The organism is Paenibacillus dendritiformis, from assembly GCF_021654795.1.
Classification (GTDB): domain Bacteria; phylum Bacillota; class Bacilli; order Paenibacillales; family Paenibacillaceae; genus Paenibacillus_B.
In genome coordinates this window covers 3,553,170-3,571,556 of the sequence record NZ_AP025344.1, presented here as the reverse complement: position 1 = coordinate 3,571,556, position 18,387 = coordinate 3,553,170, and the positions used below count along the sequence as shown (strand labels likewise).

At 60.3% G+C, this 18,387-nt stretch carries 15 protein-coding genes; 14 read left to right on the top strand and 1 reads right to left on the bottom strand.

All coding sequences use genetic code 11. The features are described from left to right. The first annotated feature begins 106 nt into the window (after positions 1-106). From L6439_RS15710 to L6439_RS15690, 5 genes are all read left to right on the top strand, one after another. Positions 107-1,114: an ABC transporter substrate-binding protein gene (locus L6439_RS15710; protein WP_168179367.1), complete on the top strand. Its 1,008-nt coding sequence runs from the start codon at positions 107-109 to the stop codon at positions 1,112-1,114. 30 nt (positions 1,115-1,144) lie between these two features. Then, a complete protein-coding gene (locus L6439_RS15705) occupies positions 1,145-1,942 on the top strand; it encodes an ABC transporter ATP-binding protein (RefSeq protein ID WP_213468275.1) in 798 nt (265 codons plus the stop codon). Next, the gene (locus tag L6439_RS15700; protein WP_213468276.1) at positions 1,926-2,765 is read left to right on the top strand and encodes an ABC transporter permease; all 840 of its coding nucleotides are present in this window, start codon (positions 1,926-1,928) and stop codon (positions 2,763-2,765) included. Before L6439_RS15705 ends, L6439_RS15700 begins: the two co-directional genes overlap by 17 nt. A 169-nt stretch (positions 2,766-2,934) precedes the next feature. Next, on the top strand, positions 2,935-3,921 hold the full coding sequence (locus L6439_RS15695; RefSeq protein ID WP_168179369.1) for an aromatic acid exporter family protein: 987 nt from the start codon (positions 2,935-2,937) through the stop codon (positions 3,919-3,921). Positions 3,922-4,315: 394 nt separating this feature from the next. After that, complete coding sequence (locus L6439_RS15690; protein WP_213468277.1) at positions 4,316-4,876, top strand: outer spore coat protein CotE; 561 nt, start codon at positions 4,316-4,318, stop codon at positions 4,874-4,876. Between the two features lie 164 nt (positions 4,877-5,040). On the opposite strand, the gene L6439_RS15685 is transcribed toward L6439_RS15690, so the two are convergent. Continuing rightward, positions 5,041-5,295 (bottom strand): hypothetical protein, encoded by a 255-nt coding sequence (locus L6439_RS15685; RefSeq protein WP_237096500.1) that lies wholly within the window; start codon positions 5,293-5,295, stop codon positions 5,041-5,043. Positions 5,296-5,412: 117 nt separating this feature from the next. On the opposite strand from L6439_RS15685, the gene L6439_RS15680 reads away from it, so the two are divergent. The 9 genes from L6439_RS15680 to L6439_RS15640 all read left to right on the top strand — a co-directional run bounded on the left by L6439_RS15680 (position 5,413) and on the right by L6439_RS15640 (position 18,346). Further along, positions 5,413-6,636 (top strand): putative amidoligase domain-containing protein, encoded by a 1,224-nt coding sequence (locus L6439_RS15680; RefSeq protein WP_237096499.1) that lies wholly within the window; start codon positions 5,413-5,415, stop codon positions 6,634-6,636. A 61-nt stretch (positions 6,637-6,697) separates the two neighbouring features. Further along, on the top strand, positions 6,698-9,496 hold the full coding sequence (gene mutS, locus L6439_RS15675) for a DNA mismatch repair protein MutS (RefSeq protein ID WP_213468279.1): 2,799 nt from the start codon (positions 6,698-6,700) through the stop codon (positions 9,494-9,496). A 13-nt stretch (positions 9,497-9,509) separates the two neighbouring features. Then, positions 9,510-11,672 carry a DNA mismatch repair endonuclease MutL gene (gene mutL, locus L6439_RS15670; protein WP_213468280.1) on the top strand — a complete coding sequence of 721 codons (2,163 nt, stop codon included), beginning with the start codon at positions 9,510-9,512 and terminating at the stop codon, positions 11,670-11,672. A 56-nt stretch (positions 11,673-11,728) separates the two neighbouring features. Then, the gene (locus L6439_RS15665) at positions 11,729-12,523 is read left to right on the top strand and encodes a class I SAM-dependent methyltransferase (protein ID WP_213468281.1); all 795 of its coding nucleotides are present in this window, start codon (positions 11,729-11,731) and stop codon (positions 12,521-12,523) included. A 13-nt stretch (positions 12,524-12,536) separates the two neighbouring features. Next, the gene (gene miaA, locus L6439_RS15660) at positions 12,537-13,454 is read left to right on the top strand and encodes a tRNA (adenosine(37)-N6)-dimethylallyltransferase MiaA (protein ID WP_213468428.1); all 918 of its coding nucleotides are present in this window, start codon (positions 12,537-12,539) and stop codon (positions 13,452-13,454) included. Between the two features lie 49 nt (positions 13,455-13,503). Next, positions 13,504-13,746 carry an RNA chaperone Hfq gene (gene hfq / locus L6439_RS15655; RefSeq protein WP_040730128.1) on the top strand — a complete coding sequence of 81 codons (243 nt, stop codon included), beginning with the start codon at positions 13,504-13,506 and terminating at the stop codon, positions 13,744-13,746. A gap of 192 nt (positions 13,747-13,938) precedes the next feature. Beyond that, positions 13,939-16,548, top strand: coding sequence for a transglycosylase domain-containing protein (locus L6439_RS15650; protein ID WP_213468282.1), 2,610 nt, complete (start codon positions 13,939-13,941; stop codon positions 16,546-16,548). A gap of 77 nt (positions 16,549-16,625) precedes the next feature. Then, positions 16,626-17,261, top strand: a complete 636-nt coding sequence (locus tag L6439_RS15645; protein WP_168181174.1) for a YdcF family protein — start codon at positions 16,626-16,628, stop codon at positions 17,259-17,261. Positions 17,262-17,362: 101 nt separating this feature from the next. After that, positions 17,363-18,346, top strand: coding sequence for an AAA family ATPase (locus L6439_RS15640; RefSeq protein ID WP_213468283.1), 984 nt, complete (start codon positions 17,363-17,365; stop codon positions 18,344-18,346). The last annotated feature ends 41 nt before the right edge of the window (positions 18,347-18,387 follow it).

The following is an 18,387-nucleotide window of genomic DNA, read 5'->3' as shown; positions in this document are numbered from 1 at the left end:
ATATCCGTGAACATGATCTCCAGGGCCGGGCCGGCGCGGCTGGAAGGACAGCGGGAGCAGGAGCGGAGCAACGGTTTTTATTTTTCCCGCAGAGGAGGGTTATTCGATGAAGCGTAGACGGTTAGGCTTCACCGTGCTCGCCGTGCTGCTGCTGTGCTCGGCAGTGCTGGGGGCGTGCGGAGACAAAGGCGCCCAAGTGAAGGTGAAGGTCGGGGAAGTGACCCGGTCGATCTTTTATGCGCCCGAGTATGTCGCGATAGGCAAAGGGTTTTTCGAGGAAGAGGGATTGGAGGTGGAGCTCCAGACGACGTTCGGCGGGGACAAGACGATGACGGCGCTGCTCTCCGGGGCGATCGATGTCGCGCTGGTCGGCTCGGAGACGTCGGTCTATGTCGCGCAGCAGGGATCGGAGGATCCGGTCATCAACTTCGCGCAGCTTACCCAGACGGACGGCACCTTCCTGATGGCTCGCCAGTCCGACGGCGCATTCGCTTGGGATGATCTGAAGGGCAAGGTATTTCTAGGACAGCGTAAAGGCGGGATGCCGCAAATGGCCGGCGAGTTCACGCTGAAAAAGCACGGCATCGATCCGCACGGCGATCTGGAGTTGATTCAAAATATTGATTTTGCCAATGTCGCTTCCGCATTCGCTTCGGGCACGGGCGAGTACGTGCAGCTGTTCGAGCCGCAGGCGTCCATTTTCGAGAAGGAAGGCAAAGGGGCGGTCGTCGCTTCGTTCGGCGTGGAGAGCGGATTGCTCCCGTATACGGTCTTCATGGCGAAGCAAAGCTACCTGACGAAGAACAAGGAAACGGTTCAGAAGTTCACCAACGCGGTCTATAAGGCGCAAAAGTGGGTGGAGTCGGAATCGCCGGAAGCGATCGCCGATGTGCTGATGCCGTTCTTCAAGGATACGGATCGGGAGATCGTCGCCAGCTCGGTGAAGCGGTATAAGGAACAGGGCTCTTACGCATCCGATCCGGTTCTGGACGACAAGGAATGGAGCAATCTGCTCGATGTGCTGGATTCGGCCGGCGAATTGAAGGAGCGGATCGAGCACGGCCGGATCGTCAGTAATGAATTTGCGGAGGAAGCCAAGCGGCAGGTGAAGTAGGCGGCGGAAGAAATAGAAGGAGGCGGACGCGTGATCCCAGCGGTAGAAATGTCTCAAGTTACCCATGTCTATGTGACGGAACGCGAAGCGAAGCTTGCAATCGAGCGGCTGTCCGTCACGATTATGCCGGGGGAATTCGTCAGTCTGGTCGGCCCGAGCGGCTGCGGCAAGACGACGATCCTCTCCATTATCGCAGGGCTGCTGGAGCCGACGCACGGCAGCGTCCGCGTCTATGGCGATGCGGTCGCCGGGCCTTCGCCGCGGGTCGGTTATATGCTGCAGAGCGACTATTTATATCCATGGCGCACGATTTTGGAAAATGCGAGCCTCGGCCTGGAATTGACGAAGCAGTGGAACCGGGAATCCGAGGAGCGGGTGCGGGATTTGCTGAACGGGATGGGGCTGGGCGGCACGGAAGCCTTGTATCCGCATCAGCTGTCCGGCGGCATGCGGCAGCGGGTCGCGTTAGTGCGGACGCTGGCGACCTCGCCCGAGCTGCTCTTGCTGGATGAACCGTTCTCCGCGCTCGACTATCAGACGAAGCTGCAGCTGGAGGATCTGGTCGTCGATACATTGAAGGCCCGGCGGAAGACCGCCGTGCTGGTGACGCACGATCTGTCGGAGGCCATCGCGGTGAGCGATCGGGTGATCGTGCTCAACCGCGATCCCGGCACCCTGCGCAAGGCCTTCGCCATCCCGGATGCGATACGGGAGGCGCAGCCCTTCTATGCCAGAGAGCGGCCCGGCTTCAACGGGATGTTCCACGAGCTGTGGAAAGAGCTGGAGGCTTCGGACGGAAAGGAGGGCGAACATGGTGGGCCAAACTGACGCGAACAGCGGGGCGGAGGAATCCCGCCGGCTGCTGGAACAGACGTATTCGCGCTATCGGGCCTCAAGGCGGAAGAGGGCCTGGATCGTGTCGCTAACCCAAGTTGCCATCCTCATCGCTTGCGTCGGGCTGTGGGAGCTGGCCGGCCGCCTGAAATGGATCGATGTGCTGCTGTTCAGTTATCCAAGCAAAGTATGGCAGCAAATCGTGAAGGACTTTGCCGACGGATCGATCTGGCCGCATCTTGGGATGACGGTCGGGGAGACGGTGGCCGGATTTGTGCTGGGGACGCTGCTCGGCACGCTGCTGGCGGTCTTCATCTGGTGGTCGGACTTCCTGGCGCGGGTGCTGGATCCGTACATGGTCGTGTTCAACAGCATGCCGAAGGTGGCGCTCGGTCCGCTCTTCATCGTCGGCTTCGGAGCCGGCTTCGCGGCCATCGTCGCCACGACGTTATCGATCACGGTCATCATCACGACGATCGTGGTATTCAACAGCTTCCGGGAGGTCGACCCGAATTATGTTAAGGTCGTACGTGTGTTCGGCGGAGGCAAAAGCGTCATTTTCCGCAAAGTTATCCTGCCGGCCTCCTTCCCGGCGATCGTCTCGACGCTGAAGGTGAATGTCGGCTTGGCCTGGGTCGGCGTTATCGTCGGTGAATTTCTTGTCTCCAAGATCGGGCTTGGCTATTTGATTATTTATGGCTTCCAGGTGTTCAATTTCACGCTGGTCATGGCATCCCTCGTCATTATTGCGGTCGTCGCGACCTTGATGTACCAGGGAGTCGCCTATCTGGAGCGGGCATGGTTGAAGCGATCGTAAGCCGCAGGGCGGCAGGCGAGCCCGGAACACGCTGCCGCCCTCTCCGGCAGGGAACACGCTGCCGCCCTCTCCGGCAGGGAAGCCGGCTGCCGCAAAATGTTTGGTGTGCAAGGGGATTGTGGATTATAATAAAAGTCTACACAATCCCTCTACAGCAAGGAGCAATTCTATGATTTTCCGATTTGTCGGCATTCGTGTCATCAAGACGGCAATCGCTTCGATCTGCGCGATCATTGCAGCGGGGCTGCTGGGAAGTCCCAACCCGCTCGGCGCGGGCCTGTTGGCTATATTGGGGGTCGATGTCACGCGGAAGCGGAGCATCCAGACCGTCTCGGCCCGCTTTTTCGCCTCGCTCGTCGGACTGCTTATGGCGTCGCTTCTGTTCGGCCTGCTCGGCTTTCATCTTTGGGTGCTGGCTTTATACATATTGGTGGCTTTTCCGGTCATCGTGCGGCTCAATTTCAAGGAAGGCATTGTCACGAGCTCGGTCGTCACCTTCCATATTTATGGCGCCGGCGCTGTATCGCTGCAAGGGGTGCTCAATGAAGTCTTGCTGCTGCTCGTCGGCCTCGGCTCCGCTTCTCTGGTCAATCTCATTTATATGCCGAGCGAGGAGGACAAGCTCGTTCGCATCCGAAGCGATGTCGATGAGCGCTTCTCCCGCATTTTTCAGCAGATTGGCCGCTGTCTGCGCGATCCGTCTTACGCATGGGACGGACGCGAGATTATCGAGGCGAACGCTTTGGCGGATGAAGGCATCCGGCTCGCTTCCCGGGCGCTCGAAAATTTGCTGCTTCGTTCCGATGACGTGCGGGAGGATGAACGGTGGCTGGTCTATTTCTATATGCGCAAGACGCAGCTTGACCATGTTCAAAATATGCTGCAGCTTATCTCGCAAGTATATGAGCAGCTTCCGCAGTGTCTGTTGGTGGCCAAGCTGTTCGATCAGCTCAGCCGCGACGTGAAGGAGCCGCACTATACGGGCAAGACCGAGCAGCTGCTGCTGGAACTGGAGGATCTGTTCCGGGCGATGGAACTGCCGGCGACGCGGCGGGAATTCGAGGTGCGCTCCGCGGTGCTGCAGCTGATACGGGAACTGCACAGCTTCCTGAAGATCGCGAAAAAGGACAAGCAAAAAAAACAACTGGCCGTCTGAAACGGCCAGCCAGATGGCATGCGGACAGCCTCTTCCATCATAAAGATAGACTATGTATGACGGTGCGGAACGGACTCTCTCTTTCTTGTTCGCTGTGTTGCCAATAAGATGGAGTAGCGGAAGAAGTGCAGGCGCGATAGAAACAGCGGCTCCCGGAAATGCCGCATCGCTAGAATCTCTTGCGGCAACAAGGAGAAGCGCGGCGGCCGCGAGCCGCATATCACCGGCGCGGCATCATGATAAAGACCGCAGGCGCAGCGCCCGCGCCGCTTCGGAATAGAAGCCGGATTCCGAAGCATATATCTTTTTTCTCTATATTTAAATCTGTCTATTCAACATTCGCCCACGTCCTGCATACACTTTATTGAATGATTGTATGGAGGAGGTCCACACGATGGCAATTTCAGATAAACACCACTGCCGTGAGATAATCACGAAAGCAGTTTGCGGCAAAGGTCGCAAGTTCTCCGTCGTTACACATACCGTCACTCCGCCTCATCATCCGACCAGTATTTTGGGAGCCTGGATTATCAACCATCAATATGAATCGGTGAGAGCCGGAGATGGAATTGAGGTCATCGGCACGTACGACATCAACATCTGGTATTCGTACGACAACAACTCCCAGACGGATGTAGCCAAGGAGACGGTATCCTACGTCGAGCTCGTCGGATTGTCTTATATCGATCCGAAGCATCGCCGCACGACGGAAGAGGTATCGGCTGAGGCGATCCAGGAGCCGAACTGCGTCGAGGCCAGCGTCTCCTCGTCCGGGACAGGGGTTACGATTCGCGTGGAGCGTGAATTCGCGGTAGAGATGGTAGCGGAGACGAAGGTATGTGTGCGCGTCTGCCCGAACGGTTGCAACGATTTCGCAGACAAGGATTTTGATTTCGGCATCCAGGACGAAGAGTTCGACGATCTGGATCCGGATTTAACGGATGAGGAGTTGTGATTAGGTCCGCAGACCCTCACCGCCTGCGGAGATATCCCGGATAACATCCTGAAGCCCTCATCCGTTGAACTTCATACTTATGCATATGCAGCAGCAGCATCATCGAAGAGGGCGGGAGCCCTCCTTTTTTTTGAAAAATTTGCCGGATTGCCGCCAATCGGCAATCACGAGCACCACGATGAACGGGGGACAAGGCGATGCAGCGTCTGGAATTGGGCGGCGGTGTCCGCCTGTACACCGATCATGCCGCCGGATACCGTCAATGGCGGCGTTACGCCGCGCCGCAGCGTCCGGAAGCCGCCGGAGCGCAGCCTGGCGTCGATGTCCTCTGGCTGCAGGCGCCCGAGGCTGCGCGTCAGCCGGACACGGCAGCGGGGATTGGCTCCGCAGGCGGCGGGCGGATGATTTTGAACCGCCACGCCGGGCGGTGGAGCGGGCCAGCGATGCGGGAGCGGCTGCGGCTGTGGGGCCTGCCCGTGCTCGACCGGGCCGCCTGGGGCGCGGAGCCGGGGAGCGGCCCGGACGGCGCCGGCTTCGTGCGCACGGTCTGCTTCTGGGTCAGCCAGCTTGAGGCGGTCGCCGCGGCGCATTGCTTCCAGTCGCCGACGGGCGGCTATTTCTACCGTCCGCTGGAAGGCTGGACGAGGCCGCCCTATTTGCGGCTGGCCCGGCTGGCGGTGCGGGCGGTCTATGCGCTCGGCCGCGACACGGGAGCGGTCACGCTTCGCTGCCGCCGCGCGGCGGACGAGACCGACGGGCCCGCCGGCGTCCTGGAGGAGCCGCGTCCCGGCGACGCCATCGAGCGGGTGGAGCCCGTTCCGGCGCCGCTGCCGGCATGGGTGCTGGAGAGCTATGCCGCTTCCTGGGCCAAGGCGGCCGCCGAACAGCAATCCGCCCGCGCCCGGCCCGGCAAGCTCCTGATCGGGCTCGACGCGGAGCTCGTGCTGCATGACGCGCGCCGGCGCAAGCTGATTGCGGCGAGCCGCTACCTGCCCCGGGGCGGCCGGGCGGGCTGCGATGCGGTGCGCATCGGGGGCAGGGTGCGCTTCCCGCTGATGGAGCTGCGCCCCGATCCGGCCCCGGGCCCGGAGGAGCTCGTGCATCATATCGCCGCCGCGATGGAAGAGGCCCGTCTCTGTCTCGAAGCGTCGGAGGACGGCGCCGCGCTGGAGTGGCTTGCCGGCGGCTTGCCGCTGGGCCGCTTCCCGCTCGGCGGGCATATCCATCTGAGCGGGCTCCCGCTCACGTCCGAGTTCGCGCGGGTGCTGGACACGTATGTCGCCTTGCCGGTCGCGGCGCTGGAGGATCCGTCCGGCGCGCCGCGGCGACCCCGCTACGGAACGTTCGGCGACGTCCGCCTCCAAGAGTACGGCGGGGCCGGCGGCTTCGAATACCGGACGCTCCCCAGCTTCCTGTTCTCGCCCGAGCTGGCGCGGGAAGTGCTGGCCCTGTTGCACGCGGCCGCCAGGCTCCAGCATCGCTTGAAGCGGCGCGACAGTCTGCGCGATCCGGTCATCCGCGCCTATCATGCCGGCCGGCCGGCGGAGGAGCTGCTGCCGGTTGCCCGGGCGGCGGTGCAGGGACTGATGGCCGCGCTGGAATTTGAAGCCGTCTCGGCCGGAGCGCCAACGGGAAGCGGGGAGGAGCTGCGCCTTATCCGCTCCTTCGCCCGCCGCATCGATTCGGGCTGGCGCTGGAATGAGCGCGAAGATATCCGCCACGCATGGGCCATCCGGAAGGAAGGCTTGGCGAAGGCGTGAGTCCGCGCTCTTTTTTTGATATAATGAGGACGATTCAAGGTCAGGTATCGGAGGGTGTTTAATGGCGAAGATGACGCCGATGATGGAGCAATATTTGGCGATTAAGCAGCAGGCGGAGGACGCGATTTTGTTTTTCCGCCTCGGCGATTTCTATGAAATGTTCAATGACGACGCGATTGTGGCGGCCAAGGAGCTGGAGATTACGCTCACCGGACGGGGCAGCAGCGGGACGGAAGACCGGATCCCGATGTGCGGCGTTCCGTATCATTCCGCCGACAGTTACATACAGCGGCTGATCGAGAAGGGCTATCGGGTGGCCATCTGCGAGCAGATGGAAGATCCGTCGGCCGCGAAAGGGGTCGTGCGCCGCGAGATCGTCCGCATCATTACCCCGGGCACGATTATGGAAGGGAAGATGATTGACGAGAAGGCCAATCATTATTTGCTCTGTCTGACGGAGCATGAAGGCATGTACGCGCTGGCCGCCTGCGATCTGTCCACGGGCGAAGTGACGGCCACTTCCGCCCCGGCCGGCCAGTCGTGGCTGCTGGACGAGCTGAACGTGTATGCGCCGACCGAGATTATCGGCATGGAGCGGGTGCTGGACGAGGCGCGCCCGGTGACGAAGGCGTGGAGCAAGCCGGTTCTGTTCACCCCTTGGACGAAGCGGGACGAGGCGCTCGCCCAGCGGCAATTCGGCGAGGCGGCGTGGATGCGGCTCGATCCGGAACGCCGCCAGGCGCTCGCGCTGCTGATGTCGTATTTGGCCGAGACGCAGAAGCGCTCCTTGTCCCAATTGACGCAGGTGCGGACGTATGAGCCGGATCAATATCTGGTCCTCGATCCGTTCACCCGCCGCAATCTGGAGCTGACGGAGACGGTGCGCGAGCGGGCGAAGAAAGGCTCCCTGCTCTGGCTGCTCGATCGGACGCAGACGTCGATGGGAGGCCGGCTGCTGCGCCGCTGGATCGACAAGCCGCTGATGAACAGGCGGACGATCGAGGCGCGGCTCGAAGCGGTGGATACGTTGTACCATCATATGATCTGGCGCGAGGATATCCGGGAGCAGCTGCATCAGGTCTACGATCTGGAGCGTCTCGTGAGCCGGATCGCGTTCGGCACGGCGAACGGCCGCGATCTGATCGCCCTGAAGCATTCCTTGGAGCGCGTGCCCGGCTTGAAGCGGTGCTGCGCGGAGACTGATTCGGCGACGCTGCGCGAGCGGGTGTCCGGCCTGGACGACTGCCAGGATATCGTGGAATGGATCGCTCGGGCCATCGTCGACGAGCCGCCCGTGTCGGTACGCGACGGCGGCATTATCAAGGCGGGCTATGACGCGTATTTGGACAAGCTGCGGGAAGCGAGCGTGAACGGCAAGCAGTGGATCGCGGAGCTGGAACGCCGCGAGCGGGAAGAGACGGGCATCAAGTCGCTGAAGGTCGGCTACAACAAAGTGTTCGGATATTATATCGAGGTGACCCGATCGAATCTGCAGGCGCTGCCGGAGGGGCGCTACGAGCGGAAGCAGACCTTGGCGAACGCCGAGCGGTTCATTACGGCGGAGCTGAAGGAGAAGGAAGCGCTCATCCTGGAAGCGGAGGATAAAATGATCGGGCTGGAATATGAGCTGTTCAGCCAGCTCCGCCAGCGCATCGGCGAGCAGATCCGGAGGCTGCAGACGCTGGCCGAGGCGATCGCGGAGATCGACGTCTATCAATCGCTTGCGGCGGTCGCCGCGGCGCACCGCTTCGTCCGCCCGGAGGTTACCGACGGTTATGATATGCATATCGAGGGGGGCCGTCATCCGGTGGTGGAAGCGGTCATGGAGAGCGGCTCGTTCATGGCGAACGATACCGCGCTGGAGGAGCAGGCCGCTGGCATGCTTCTCATTACCGGTCCGAACATGGCCGGGAAGAGCACCTATATGCGCCAGGTCGCGCTGATGTCGATTTTGACCCAGATGGGCTCCTTCGTCCCGGCCGACCGGGCCGTCATGCCGATTGTCGATCGGATCTTCACCCGCATCGGCGCCGCGGATGATCTGATCGGCGGCCAGAGCACGTTCATGGTGGAGATGATGGATATCCAGGTGATGACCGCGAAGGCGACGCGCCGGAGTCTGGTCATTATCGACGAGCTCGGGCGGGGAACGTCGACGAGCGAAGGGATGTCGATTGCGCAAGCCGTGATCGAGTTCGTCCACGACGAGATCGGCTGCAAGGCGCTCGTATCGACCCATTTCCACGAGCTGGCCCATCTGGAGGAACGGCTCGGCGGACTGCGGAACGTCTGCATGGCGGTTCAGGAGAGCGGGAATCAGGTGACCTTCCTGCGGAAGCTGATTCCGGGAGCGGCGAGCACCAGCTACGGCATCTACTGCGCGAAGCTGGCCGGGCTGCCGGATTCGATTATCCGCCGCTCCTATGATCTGTTGAAAACCTATGAGACGGGGGCGCTGCGGGAGACTGGCGCGGAACCCGATCCGGGAGACAACGGCCGTACGGTTCCGGAGCGGCAGGAACGGCAGCGGGATCGGGTGCGGGAGCAGGCCGAGCCGGCGGCGGCAGAAGAGGAGGGCCTGGCTGAGGGGCTGGCTGCGGCGCCGGTTGCGGAAGCGGGAACGGCCGCAAGCGGGGCCGTCGAGCAGCTGTCGCTCTTCGGCTGGGAGGAATCCGCAGCTTCTGCTGCCCCAACTGCACACGCCGCTCCGCCCGCGAAGGAGGAGCAGCGGCGGAACCGGCAGGCCGACGAGCTGATCGCCGAGCTGCGGGAGGTCGACGTGCTCTCGCTCACGCCGCTGGAGGCGATGAACGCCTTGCACGCGTTCATGAAGCGGGCGCGCGGACTGAAGAACGAATAAGGGGGAATCCGAGATGGCCGTCATTCATATATTGGACGAGCATATCGCCAATCAGATCGCGGCTGGCGAGGTCGTGGAACGGCCTTCCTCCGTCGTCAAGGAATTGGTGGAAAATTCGATCGACGCCGGGAGCACCCGGATAGACGTGACCGTCGAGGAGGGCGGGCTCCAGTTGATCCGGGTCAAGGACAACGGATCCGGCATCGGGGAAGACGATATGGAGAACGCCTTCCAGCGGCACGCCACCAGCAAGATCGCTTCCGGCAAAGATCTGTTCGCGATCCGCAGCCTCGGCTTCCGCGGGGAGGCATTGCCCAGCATCGCCGCCGTGGCGCGGGTGGAGCTCACCAGCTCCGCGGATGACAGCGGCCTGGGGCGGAAGCTGACGATAGAAGGAGGCACCGTAAAAGCGTCCGAGCCGGCGCAGTCGATGCAGGGGACGGATATCGCCGTCCGCGATTTGTTCTACAATACGCCGGCCCGCTTGAAATATATGAAGACGGTGCAGACCGAGCTCGGGCATATCTCCGACTACATATACCGCCTGGCGCTCGCCTATCCGCAGATTGCGTTCACGCTGAAGCATAATGACAATCTGCTTCTGCAGACGATCGGCAACGGCGATTTGCAGCAGGTGATCGCCGCGGTCTACGGCGTGCAGACGGCGAAGAGCATGCTGCCGGTGGAGGCGGAGCAGCTGGATTACAAGCTGGAGGGATTTATCGGGAAGCCGGAGCTGACCCGCTCGAACCGCAACGCGATGTCCTGGTTCGTGAACGGGCGCTATGTGCGCAGCTTCCCCTTGAACCAGGCGGTGCTGAAGGCGTACCATACGCTGCTGCCGATCAATCGCTTCCCGATGATTGTCCTCCATGCGCGAATGCACCCGACGCTGGTCGATGTCAATGTGCATCCGGCCAAGCTGGAGGTCCGCTTCAGCAAGGAGCCGGAGCTGTCCGAATTCATCGCGTCCACGCTGCGCGAGATTCTGCTGCGGCAGGCGCTCATCCCGCAGGCGGCGCCGGAGAAGGCGAAGGTGCGCACCTATGTCGAGCAGACGGAATGGCAGTGGGCTGCCGCGTCGCTCGGCGGCGGCCGGGACGAGCCCCGGCTCAAGCCGATGGGCGCGCTCGTTCCGGCGAAGGAGCCGGATCTGGCGCCGGTGCCGCCCGAGAGCGAAGCGCCCGTCCCGGAATCGGAACCGGCCGGGGCTGAGCCAGCGCGTGCCGGCGTACAGGCTGCTGATGGCGCGCAGGGGAGCTCCGGTGCAGCGGAGGTGCCGGCGGAGGTGCCGGCGGATAGCGCTCAGGCAACCCTGCTGGAGGCGGACTATGGCCGCCGGGATGCGGCCCAAGCGAAGCGGGCGCCTGAACCGGCTGGCGGGTCAATGCGGGAGCCGGATGCGGTCCGCGAGCTCCGCGGAAGCTATGCCGGCACGAACGGCGGCTCGCGATCCGGTTCCGCCGCGCCGGCGCAACCGCCGGACCGGGCTCCGGACCGGGCTCCGGACCGGGCGACGTTCGTCTCCCGCCAGGCGGGCGTCCAGGCGGCATGGCAAGCCGGCGCAGGCCAGCCGGCAGAGGCGGAGCTGCCGCCGTTCCCGGCCGTCGAGCTTATCGGGCAGCTGCACGGAACGTATCTCATCGCATCCAATGCCGAGGGTCTGTATCTGATCGATCAGCATGCCGCCCACGAACGCATCAATTATGAATATTATTACGAACGCTTCGGACATCCCGAGGAGGCGTCGCAAGAGCTGCTGCTGCCGTTGACGCTGGAATTCACGACGGCGGAGGCCGAGCGCATCCGGGAGCGGATGCACCTGCTGGAGCAGGCCGGCATCCGGCTGGAGCCGTTCGGGGGGCAGACCTTCCTCGTCCGCTCGTATCCGCACTGGTTCCCGAACGGGGAGGAAGCCGATCTGGTGCGGGAGATGACGGATTGGGTGCTGCGCGAGAAGGTGCCGGAGATCGCCAAGCTGAGAGAGGCCTCGGCGATTATGTGCTCCTGCAAAGCTTCGATCAAGGCGAACCAGCGCTTGACCGAGGCGGAAGCGGAGGCGCTGCTGGCCCGGCTGGCCGCATGCCGCCAGCCGTATACTTGCCCGCACGGGCGTCCGATCGTCGTCAAATTCACGACCTATGATTTAGAAAAAATGTTCAAGCGGGTCATGTAATGCGGGTGCCGCATTTGTGTTTCCCTTTCTGAAGCGTATATAATGAGGAGGAGCTCATGATTGTAACTACGGGGGACAAGACCTCCCCGCACATAAGGGAACGCGCCCGGAAGATGGCCGAGATGTTCGGCCACCGGTTCGTCGAGCGACAGAAATATACGCTGCCCGCTCTTCGGAACCGGTATGGGGACGATGAATTCCTCGTCTACCGGAATAAAGATGTACGATACATGAAGCTGGGAGTCACCGAGCTGATCTATCACCCCAGCATGGCCTATGTCCGCATCAAGCGGCTGCTGGCCGGCGAAGGGGACACGATGATTACGGCCAGCCGCGCCCAACCGGGCGATGCGGTGCTGGACTGCACGGCCGGACTCGGGTCCGATGCGCTCGTCTTCTCCCATGCCGTTGGCGAAGCGGGCCGCGTGACGGCCCTGGAGAGCCAGCAGGCGCTTTTTACCCTGCTGCATGAAGGGCTTCTCTTGTATGAGAGCAGCATTGAAGCCGTCAATGAAGCGATGCGCCGCATCGAAGTGAAGCAGGCCGATCATCTGGAATGGCTGCGCGGCCTTCCTGACCGTGCAGTGGACGTCGTCTATTTCGATCCGATGTTCCGCGAACCGGTGAAGGAATCGGCATCGATCGACCCGCTGCGGGCCTTGGCCCATCCGGGAGCCGTGCTGCCGGAAGCGGTTCGCGAAGCTTGCCGCGTGGCCAGGAAGACGGTCGTCATGAAGGAATTGCGGGGCAGCGGGGAATTCGCGCGGCTCGGATTCGAACGGATCGTGCATACCGGAACGAAATTAGCATATGGAGTGATTGACATTGCCGGCAACAACGTCACCAACTAGGCCAAGGCTGCTCGTGCTCGTCGGTCCTACGGCAGTTGGCAAGACGAAGCTGAGTCTGGATGTGGCTCATGCCTTCGAGTGCGAGATTATTTCCGGCGACAGCATGCAGGTGTACCGCGGGATGGATATCGGCACCGCGAAGCTTCCGCCGGACGAGAGAAGGGGGATACCTCATCATCTGCTGGATATCCATGATCCCGATTATGCCTTCTCCGTCGCCGAGTTCCAGGAACGATGCCGCCAGCTGATTGACGCTATCAGCGCGCGGGAGCGGCTGCCGTTCATTGTCGGAGGGACCGGCTTGTATGTGGAATCGGTCTGCTACAGCTTCGAGTTCAGCGATGCCGGTTCGGACGAGGCTTTTCGCCAGGAGATGAAGGAATTTGCGCTCGCCCATGGCCCCGAGGCGCTGCACGCCAAGCTGCAGGCGGTCGACCCGGTCACGGCGAATCGGCTGCACCCGAATGATCAGCGGCGGGTCGTGCGGGCATTGGAGATTTACCATCTGACCGGGCAGACGCTATCGTCGCAGCTGGAAGGCCAACAGAAGGCATCTCCGTACGACCTGTGCTTAATCGGTTTGACAATGGACCGGCAGATGCTATATAAACGTATTGAGGATCGAATCGACGTCATGCTCCGGGATGGACTGATTGAGGAAGTGCGCCGCTTGCTGGACGCAGGCTACTCCCGTCAGCTCGTCTCCATGCAGGGGCTGGGGTATAAGGAAATCGCTGCGTATTTGGAGAATGAAATGTCGCTGGAGGCCGCCGTCGAACGGTTGAAGCGCGATACGCGCCGTTTTGCGAAGCGTCAGCTCTCCTGGTTCCGCCGGATGCAGGATATTGAATGGGTGGATGTAAGCGAACCGGAGCGTGCGGACGAACATTTCGATCGAATTTGTAAAATCATAGCAGGAAAGTTTCGGTAAGAGGTTGAATATATTTCAACACAACCTTATGATTATGGGGGTACGGACGATGAATAAATCTATTAATATCCAGGACACGTTTTTGAACCAATTGCGCAAGGAGAGCATCCCGGTGACGGTGTATTTAACGAACGGGTTCCAGATTCGCGGGGTAATCCGCGCATTTGACAACTTTACCATCGTCATAGACAGCGACGGCCGCCAGCAAATGGTGTATAAGCACGCCATTTCCACGTTCACGCCGCAGCGTAACGTATCCCTGATGCAGGATCATCAGAACGACACGCAATAAGCTTCAACGGGGGCCGAAGGGAAGCGATGCAACTTTTCGCCCCTGTTTTGCGTCTAATGGTATAGTCCGCTGCCGAACAACCCTGAAGGGTTGTTCTTTTCATTCAACGTCCCATCAGGTGCTGGATAGCATGCAAATCGTAGGAGATAGAGTAGAGAACTCATTTCTGTGAACAAAAGGGAGTCGGTTATAATGACGAGAGAGAAGCAACCTCCCCAGCGTACACGCACGCGCACACCGGTGCCGACCAAGGGGAAAGGGAAGGGGAAACCTCCCAAGAAACGCGGCAAATGGAGTTGGCGCAAAACCTTCTGGCTGTCGTTCTTTATGGCTGCGTTCGCCGCTTTTATCGCGGTGGGCGGTTATCTGTTCATCTTGCTGAACGGCGAGCGTCTGATGCGCGAGTACAAGGATGCCGACATGTTCGAGATGGCTGAAATCTCCACCGTATATGACAGCAATAATAATGTTATCGCTCATCTGGGCAAAGGAATTGAACATCGGGAGATTGCCGAGCCGGAAGATATTCCGCAGCGCGTCCGCGATGCGTTCATCGCGACGGAGGACCGGCGCTTCAATGAGCACCGAGGGGTCGATCTATGGTCCATCGGCCGCGCCATGGTGAAGGATATCGTGTCGCGAAGCTTGGCGGAGGGCGGCAGCACCATCACCCAGCAGCTGGCGAAGAACATGTTCTTGACCAGCGATAAGACCATCTTCCGCAAAGCGACCGAGGTATCCATCGCGCTGGCGTTGGAGAACCATTTTACGAAAGACGAAATTTTAACGATGTATTTGAACCGTATTTTCTTCGGAAAACGGGCCTATGGCATTATCGCCGCATCGAAAACTTACTTCGGCACGGAGGATCTGAATAAGCTTGAATTGTGGCAGATTGCCACGCTGGCTGCCATTCCGAAGGCGCCGACCCATTACAACCCGATTAATAATCCGGAACGCTCGAAGGAGCGGCGCCAGGTCGTCCTCCAATTGATGTATGAGCAGGGCTATATTACGGCGCAGGAACGGGATGAAGCGTCCGCGGTCGATTACGTGCCGGTGGAGTCCAAGGATGAAGGGGCCGCCAACAATAACAACGAAGAACCGTATTATTCTTATCTCGATTATATGGTAGAGGAGATCGTGGAACGGACCGGTCTTACCGAAGACCAGCTGTTCCGCGGCGGGTACCAAATCTATACGACATTGGACTCGAATGCGCAGCGCATTATGTACGATGCCTTCAATAATGACGAGATGTTCGAGAAGAGCAAGGACGAGACGAAGGTGCAGGGCGCGATGGTCATTACGGATCATAAGACCGGCGCGATCCTGGCGATGATGGGCGGACGGGATTATGCCCGCAAAGGACTGAACCGGGCGACCATCAAGCGGCAGCCGGGGTCGGCCTTCAAGCCGATCGTGTCCTACGCCCCGGCTCTGGAGACCGGCAAATGGTTCCCGTGGTCGAAGCTGAGCAACGAGAAGCAATGCTTCAACGGCTACTGCCCGACCAACCTGGGCGGTTATACGACCAGCGTCGATATGAAGGAAGCGGTCAGACGCTCGATCAATATTCCGGCCGTCTGGCTGCTGAACGAGATCAAATTGAAGACCGGCTTTGAATTTGCCAAGAGCCTGGGCATCCCGTTAACGAACGACGATTTGAACCTGTCGATCGCGCTGGGCGGGATGACGCACGGCGTGACGCCAATTGACATGGCCACCGCATATAACGCATTCGCCAATGGAGGCAATTATTATCCTTCTTACGCTGTGGCGAAGATTGTGGACCGCAAGGGGCATGATTATTTCACGTATCATGTGCCGAAGCCGGTGAAGGTCATGAGCGAGCAGTCCGCATATTATATGACGGAGATGCTTACGGATGTCGTGAAGAGCGGCACCGGCACCCAGGCCCAGATCAGCGGCCGCCAGGTAGCGGGCAAGACCGGCACGACGCAGCATTCGGTTCCGGGCTATGACGGGCCGGGCGACCGGGATGCGTGGTTCGTCGGCTATACGCCGGAGTGGTCGGCCGCGGTATGGATGGGTTATGACAAGACGGACCGGGATCATGTGCTGCATGAGAGCAGCCGGGTGCCTTCGCGCATGTTCAGCGAGGTGGTGGGCAAGGCGCTGAAGGATCGGAAGTCCGGTTCCTTCAACAAGCCCGACCATGTCGAGAAGCAGCCTGATCCGGTGCAAAAGGTTAGCGGCCTGACGGCTTCCTACTCGGAGACGACGAAGACGGTGTCGCTGAGCTGGCAGCCGGTGCAGGGGGATAATATCGTCTACAATCTGTACCGGAAGTCTTCGGCCGAGCAGGATTATACGAAATTGCTGGCCGGACTTAAGGTAACGAATGCGGAAGATATCGGCGTATTCGCCGGGGAGACGTATTCCTATGTGGTCACGGCGGTAAGCGGGGACGATGAATCCGCTCGTTCCAATGCCGCTACGGTCAAGATCGAGGAAGAAGAAATCCAAATACCGGAGACGCCAGAAACGCCGGAACCGCCGAACGTGGATCCTCCGGATCAGGGGGGAGATCCTGACGGATCGGTTGATCCGTTTCCTCCAGACCCGGACGGTTCCGATCCGTCCGGCGGCTGGGATGATACCGGCACGGTGCCGGGAACCGTGGTGCCGGATCAGCCGGAGCCGCCTGCTCCGCCGGACCAGAACGACAGCTTCGAAGAATCCGATACGGGGCAGGATCAGGCCGTTCCGGACAATAACGGAGAGGGCGGCGGCCATGGCTTTGGCCGCAACGGCAATAACGGCAACGGAAATGGGTAACGCATATTTACGCAGCAGAGGAAGCGCGCAATGAAGAATTGCGCGCTTTTCTTTTGAAGGGGAGGAGAAGGTGATCCATGAACCAAGGAAAAGAGCTTGGCGTACATATGAATAAGGGCAGATGGCGTGCCAAACTGCTGTCTCTTGCGGGAACGCTGCTGTTCGCAGGCCTCCTGTGGCTCGCTTATACGCAGTGGAAGATTGCGTCGGTGCCCGAAGCGGCTCCGTCTGTCCGCACGGAGATCGGCATCGTGCTGGGGGCCTCGCTCTGGGGAGACGAGCCGAGTCCGGGCTTGCGGGAACGGTTGAACAAGGCGCTCGAGCTGTACAAGGAAGGGCGATTCGATTATATTATCGTATCCGGGGGATTGGATCGTCCGGATGCGAACTTTACGGAAGCCGAAGGCATGGCCAAATACTTAATTGATCATGGAGTAAGCGAAGATCGCGTCGTGCTGGAAGGCGAATCGACGAGCACGCTGGAAAATCTCCGCTTCAGCCAGCGCATGATGAAGGAGCGGGGCTGGGCGTCGGCCACCATCGTGACGCATGATTTCCATGGCATGCGCGCATTGGAGATCGCGCAGGCGCTCCGCTATGAGCAGCCGCAGATCGTGACCGTGAGCAGCGAGGTCCTGTCTCCGCTATGGCATCGGGGCCGCGAATCGCTTGCGTATACGAAATGGAAATGGGACGAGTTGTGGATTCCGTAAACTTCTAATAACCTGTTCGACGCTAGAATATATTGAACACTATAGACGATTCTGCCTCGGGATGGCAGGATCGGGAGTTGAACGTCGAAAGGGTGACGCATATGAACGTACGACTTAAAGCGGCCGGCTCACACGCAGAAGCAAGACCTTCGCGTCAAATTAATGTCGTCATCCGTCCGGTGGACACACCGGCCGAGTCCGCGGCTCAACAGGAGCAGGCCCGGGCGGCCGGTCAGGATAAGTCCGCCATGCCGGCGGAAGGGCCTTTTGCCGATATCCGCAAGGAGCTGGACCGGCTCGTCGGTCTGGAGCATATGAAGGAAATCGCGTTTGAGCTCTATGCCATCCTGCAAATGAACCGCCGCCGCCAGGAAGCGGGCCTCACGTGCCAGCCGCATGTGTATCATATGATTTTCAAAGGAAACCCGGGGACAGGCAAGACGACGGTCGCCCGGATTATGGCGAAAATGTTCCAGCAGCTTGGATTGCTGAGCAAAGGCCATCTGCTTGAGGTGGAACGGGCGGATCTCGTCGGGGAATACATTGGGCATACCGCGCAAAAGACGCGTGATTTAATCAAGAAGGCGATAGGCGGCGTCTTATTCATTGACGAAGCGTACAGCCTGGCCCGCGGCGGGGAGAAAGATTTCGGCAAGGAAGCGGTGGATACACTAGTAAAGGCGATGGAAGATCAGAAGAACCAGTTCGTTCTGATCTTGGCAGGCTATTCGGAAGAAATGGACTGGTTGATGCAGACCAATTCCGGGCTGCCCTCCCGCTTTCCGATTCAAGTCGAGTTCCCCGATTATACGGTCGATCAGCTCCTGAAGATTGCGGAATCCATTGCCAAGGAGCAGGATTATGTGCTGATGCCTCAATCGCTTGCCCAGCTGAAGAACGTCATTCTGGACGAGAAGATAATGTCCGCCAACTTGTTCAGCAATGCGCGCTTCGTGCGGAATGTGATGGAGAAGGCGATGCGGAACCAAGCGGTGCGCTTGCTTCAGACTTATCCGGAACAGTCGCCGGGCAAGCTGGAGCTGATGACGCTGCGGCCGGAAGATTTAAAATGGGACCGCAAATGAGGTATACTGGGGTACAGAAGCGGCAGGGCGGCGACTATGAC